The sequence below is a fragment of the Endozoicomonas sp. ONNA2 genome (assembly GCF_024606365.1).
Classification (GTDB): Bacteria; Pseudomonadota; Gammaproteobacteria; order Pseudomonadales; family Endozoicomonadaceae; genus Endozoicomonas.
In genome coordinates, this window is sequence record NZ_JAHHPO010000433.1 from 1 (window position 1) to 1,246 (window position 1,246).

Here is a 1,246-nt window from a genome sequence, read left to right on the forward strand (position 1 = left end):
GGCACGACCGGCTTCCGAAGGTTTCAACGTCTTCTGAAGTTACGGATTCAGGAAATAGTTATTTCCATTTGGCATTTTCAAGTAATGCTTCATCAAGATAATTTAACTTATATGCGTGATGAAATCCCCATCCCTTACTATCTTTATAGAATTGGAGAATCTCCGGAAGATCTTTGATTGTCGCTTTTGAGTTTAAACTATTATCAAAGCGACTAGATTCTTGTTTCTTTATCTGTTCAATAGACTTATCAAAAATTTGCTCAAAAATAAATTTTGCTTCCTGTGGGGAGAGATCATTCAGGAAATCCTTCGGGGAAAAAGCATATGGATTTGACTTATATTTTGGTTTCAATTTATCAAATATTGATCGTTCAGTCGGATTCATTTTTCCAGAATCGTTACTGTACTTTGTCAGAGTGCTGTAGAATTTATTGACAATCGAAGCAGGTTGCTCAAGTGAGAAACCCATCAAATCAGAACTGTAGGGTGTTTCAATTCCTGGTAAACATTTAAAAGCAGCAGAATTGAATTTTCCCTCCAGGTCGTTTACTTCAAATTTTGGTTTCCCGATTACCAAAATTATGACAGCTCCGTGACCAGAAAAATCATCCGTTATTACTGCATATACATCCATATGTTTAGAGAGTATATCCCGGAAGTCTGCGTGTGTCATAAGGAGATCATTTGCATGAATAAGAGGTTCATTAACCCTGGGTTGGTAAAATGTTTTTGTCAGGTCGACTGAAGGTGCATCGGACAAGGGGCTGGAAGCCTGTGCAGAAAACGATGCAGCTACACCTTCTGCCGAATTGCATATTCTGTGAGTGATGGGTTTAGTCGTTACACTTTCCCCTTGCGACACTTTATAAACGGTATTTTCGGTATTTTGTTTTTCGTTGCCCTGATGGGGATTATAAGCGAATTTTGAAACATCAACATTACCATTATTTACAGAGTGCATAGATTGAAATCCTCAATTTTGAAAATACAAGAACCATGTTCATATAGTCCATAATTCGGGCGGCTGTCCGAGAATAGATTGCCCTATAGCGGTTGCGATAAATTGGTCTGAAAATTCCTGCTTCTTCGTCAAATAGCCCGGCTACTTGTGCCCTTCAGGGTATTCTCCTCATAAGCAGAATTTTTATCCTCAATAACTCGCAATCCTCGCTACGGGCACGATGCTTGAACAGCCCAGGGCGACAGAATCGGTCGAACGATCATCCCGATAATAGGATATTTAGCT

The 1,246-nt window shown here is 39.4% G+C and carries 1 protein-coding gene; it reads right to left on the minus strand.

Translation table 11 applies throughout. From position 1 onward, the window contains the following. Nucleotides 1–58: 58 nt before the first annotated feature. Nucleotides 59–961 carry a hypothetical protein gene (locus KDK14_RS07790; protein WP_257264520.1) on the minus strand — a complete coding sequence of 301 codons (903 nt, stop codon included), beginning with the start codon at nt 959–961 and terminating at the stop codon, nt 59–61. Nucleotides 962–1,246: the final 285 nt, after the last annotated feature.

Bases quoted from the DNA above. Each gene is read 5' to 3' on its own strand.
- KDK14_RS07790 (WP_257264520.1), bottom strand. From the start codon at position 961: ATGCACTCTGTAAATAATGGTAATGTTGATGTTTCAAAATTCGCTTAT.